Origin of the sequence: Mesorhizobium sp. M7A.F.Ca.US.006.04.2.1 (genome assembly GCF_004022915.1) — a bacterium.
Classification (GTDB): Bacteria; Pseudomonadota; Alphaproteobacteria; order Rhizobiales; family Rhizobiaceae; genus Mesorhizobium; species Mesorhizobium ciceri.
On sequence record NZ_RZQA01000740.1, the window covers coordinates 1 to 3,301 of the forward strand.

Below are 3,301 nucleotides of genomic sequence, written 5' to 3' on the forward strand. Positions count from 1 at the left end.
GTCGATCAGCTTCGAGGTCAAAACCACGCTGCCGATGGTGAAGCGGATCTTGGTGTCCGACAGTTCGGTGGTCACCGCGACATCCGGATCGTCGACAAGCTTCTGCAGCTCGCTCACCGTCTTGCGCGGAATGATGATGCCCGGCATGCCCTCGGAACCCGCCGGCGCGTCGATCTCGGCGCGCGCCAGGCGGTGGCCGTCGGTCGCCACCGAGCGCAGCTTCAGCTTGCCGCCGACCTCATGCGTGTGCAGGTAGATGCCGTTCAGGTAATAGCGTGTCTCCTCGGTGGAGATGGCGAACTGGGTCTTCTCGATCAGGCCTTTCAGGGCAACCGAGTCGAGACGGAAGATATGCGAGAAGGATCCGGCCGAAAGCTCCGGGAAGTCGGATTGCGGCAGGCACTGAAGGCGGAAGCTCGAGCGGCCGGACGTCACCGTCATGGCGTTGCCGTCCTCGTCCGTCTTCAGCATCACCTCGGCGCCATCGGCGAGCTTGCGCACGATGTCGTAGAGCAGATGTGCCGGGACCGTCGTCGCCCCGCCGCGCTCCACCTTGGCGGGCGTCGCTTCGGTCACCTCGAGGTCGAGATCGGTCGCCTTCATTTCGAGGCTGGCGCCTTCGGCGCCGAGCAGCACGTTGGACAGGATCGGTATGGTGTTTCGCCGCTCGACCACACGGTGGACGTGGTTGAGCGACTTCAGGAGATTTGACCGTTCCAGGATAACACGCATGACGAAACAGGCTCGCTTGAATGAATGACGGGTCACCAGTGAGCGGCGTCCCGCGAAAGGTCTGAATAGGCTCAGAATCTGCGTAAACTGACAGGAAAAAACCAGCAAACGCAAGCCCGCGCCGCCGGTTCAGGCCGGCTACGCGGGCTTTCTGGGGATAACGCGCCCGAAGTCCGCGAGCCAGTGTCGAAAAACCGAAATCCAGATCGCTTCCAGGCCACGCCACGAGCCCGATGCAGGCCCGGCGCTACACAGGCAAGCCATTGAATCCCGGCGTTGTTTCGGTTCGGCCCTCCCGGAGGGTCAGGCCTGATCGTTGATCAGCCGCCTCAAAAGCTCAAGTTCCTGCGCCAGCGTGTTGTCGTTGCCGGAAAGGTCCTCGATCTTGCGCACGGCATGCAGCACCGTGGTGTGATCGCGGCCACCGAAACGCCGTCCGATCTCGGGTAGCGAGCGCGGCGTCATCACCTTCGACAGGTACATGGCGACCTGCCGCGGCTTGACGATGGTGCGCGTGCGCCGGTTGGACAGCAATTCGGTCTTCGACACATTGTAGTGACGCGCCACGATGCGCTGGATGTCCTCGATACGGACACGCTTCGGCTCACCTGTGCGATAGATGTGGCCGAGGATTTCGTCGATCCGGTCGATGGTGATCTGCGGCTCGAAGGATTGACGGAACAAAAGCTGATTGAAGGCGCCTTCCAGCTCGCGTCCGCTGCCGGTCACGGTGCGGGCGACGTGATTGAGGATCTCCTCCGAAATGTCGAGGGATGCGTCGTCGCTCCTGGCCGTGGCAAGGCGCAATTTGAGCATGCCGAGGCGCATGGCGAAATCGGGCGCCGACATTTCAAGCGCGACACCGCCATTGAGGCGCGAACGGACCCGCGGTTCGAGCGATTCCAGTTCCGATGGTGGCCGGTCGGCAGCGACGACGACCTGCTTGGCGCTGTCGAGCAGCATGTTGATCAGGTGGCAGAATTCGTGCTGGATCGACTTGCCCTGCAGGAACTGCATGTCGTCGATGATGAGCAGGTCGATGTCGCGCAGCTGCTCCTTGAGCGTCAGAGCGTTGTTGTCGCGGATGGCGGTGGCAAAGCGCCACATGAAATACTCGGCCGTGAGATAGACGACGCGCGACTTGGGGTTCTGCTTCAGCGATTCCGCGGCGATGGCCTGCAGCAAATGGGTCTTGCCGAGCCCGACGGTTGCGTGAAGGAAGAGCGGATTGAAGCGCACCGCGCTCGATTGCGATTCCGCCACTGCCTTGGCGGCGGCGAAGGCCACCCGGTTCGACGGCCCCTCGATGAAAGAGCCGAACGTGTAGCGTGGATCGAGCGGTGACCCCAGAACGTTGTGGCGGAATTCGCTCTCGACGGGTGTGCCCGGACGCGGAGTCGATGCGCGCTCCACCCGGCTGGGGCTGACTGTGCCTGCGGCAAGCGCCGTCTGCGTCTGCCGTGTCACCTTGCTGCGTGCCGGCGTTACCTCTGGCTCGGCCTGGGCGCGTCCCTGACGGGTTGCCGTGCGCACGACGATGTCGATCTTGAGAAGATCGGGATCCTCCTGCTTCCACAGTTCGGAGATGAGGTCGAGATAGTGGCCGTTGATCCATGAGCGCAGGAAGGCGGTAGGCACCGAGATGCGGACAATGCCCTTGGAAGCCTCGGCGACTTTCATGCGGCCAAACCAGCTCGAATAGACTTCGGTTCCCAGGCGCGCCTTCAACTGGGTCTTGACCCGGTCGAATTTCTGTTCCGCGTCGCTGGACACCGCCATGTCGTTTGCTCCGATCAAAGTTCCAGGAAATGGGAGGTCGCCCGTAAGTTCCCTTTCGATGCCGCTCTGCATGATCTTTTCCTTGTCCTTCCGTACCTGTTTTCCGCCGGGGATGCGCCTCCTGCATCCGGTTCCGGCGACCTAAGTCTTTGCTACGATGTCCGCTGCCGCCGCCGGCAGGTGAACGTCGCCCATTATCCGTGGGAACCGGTGCCGGCCCATGGAAGCCAGTCCGCGTTGGGTATGTCAGGGCAATACAACACCGTCCGGCGAAAAGAGCGCCGGCGCGCCGTCTACCTGCCATGTCTAGTTACGCCAGTCCCCTACCGTATCGAAAAAGACAAACCAAAGCCGTCCGCGGACTTGATCCGCGTTGCAAATCCCGCCAATTTAAGCTGGCCGATTCAGGCTTGGGTTAAGAGCCAGAGCCCGTCCCTTTCGATAGATCGACACTACCGAAATCGCTGTGGATAGGGCAAGGCCACGTCTAACGGATTTTTAAGGAATCTGGTTAGTGGAGGCGGGTTCGAGTGGCATGCCGCGACGGCACATTTTAACAAAGCCATTGTGATTCAAACCCTTTTCCGGCGAATATGAAAAACCGGGCGCTGACAGAAATATTCTGAAATAATTCGCTTGACAGCGACTTCTCCCCGATCGGGCCAGTCCGGTGTGGACAAGCTGTGGATCACCATCTGTAAGCGTTTGAAAAATATAAGCTATTTCTGACAGCCAAGAATCATTAGGCCGGCGATTTTCAAGTGTGCCGATCAACAGCAGGCATGCATAT

General features: G+C 60.6%; 3 protein-coding genes. All 3 read right to left on the reverse strand.

What is annotated here, in order from left to right; genetic code table 11:
• A partial coding sequence (gene dnaN / locus EN925_RS29175) for a DNA polymerase III subunit beta (RefSeq protein ID WP_128337111.1) occupies positions 1–732 on the reverse strand: 732 nt, incomplete at its 3' end.
• Between the two features lie 303 nt (positions 733–1,035).
• The gene (gene dnaA, locus EN925_RS29180) at positions 1,036–2,511 is read right to left on the reverse strand and encodes a chromosomal replication initiator protein DnaA (RefSeq protein ID WP_224618575.1); all 1,476 of its coding nucleotides are present in this window, start codon (positions 2,509–2,511) and stop codon (positions 1,036–1,038) included.
• 498 nt (positions 2,512–3,009) lie between these two features.
• Positions 3,010–3,301: hypothetical protein (locus EN925_RS40250; RefSeq protein ID WP_206632988.1), on the reverse strand; the 292-nt coding region annotated here is incomplete at its 5' end.

Bases quoted from the DNA above. Each gene is read 5' to 3' on its own strand.
- dnaA (WP_224618575.1), bottom strand. From the start codon at position 2,511: ATGGCGGTGTCCAGCGACGCGGAACAGAAATTCGACCGGGTCAAGACC.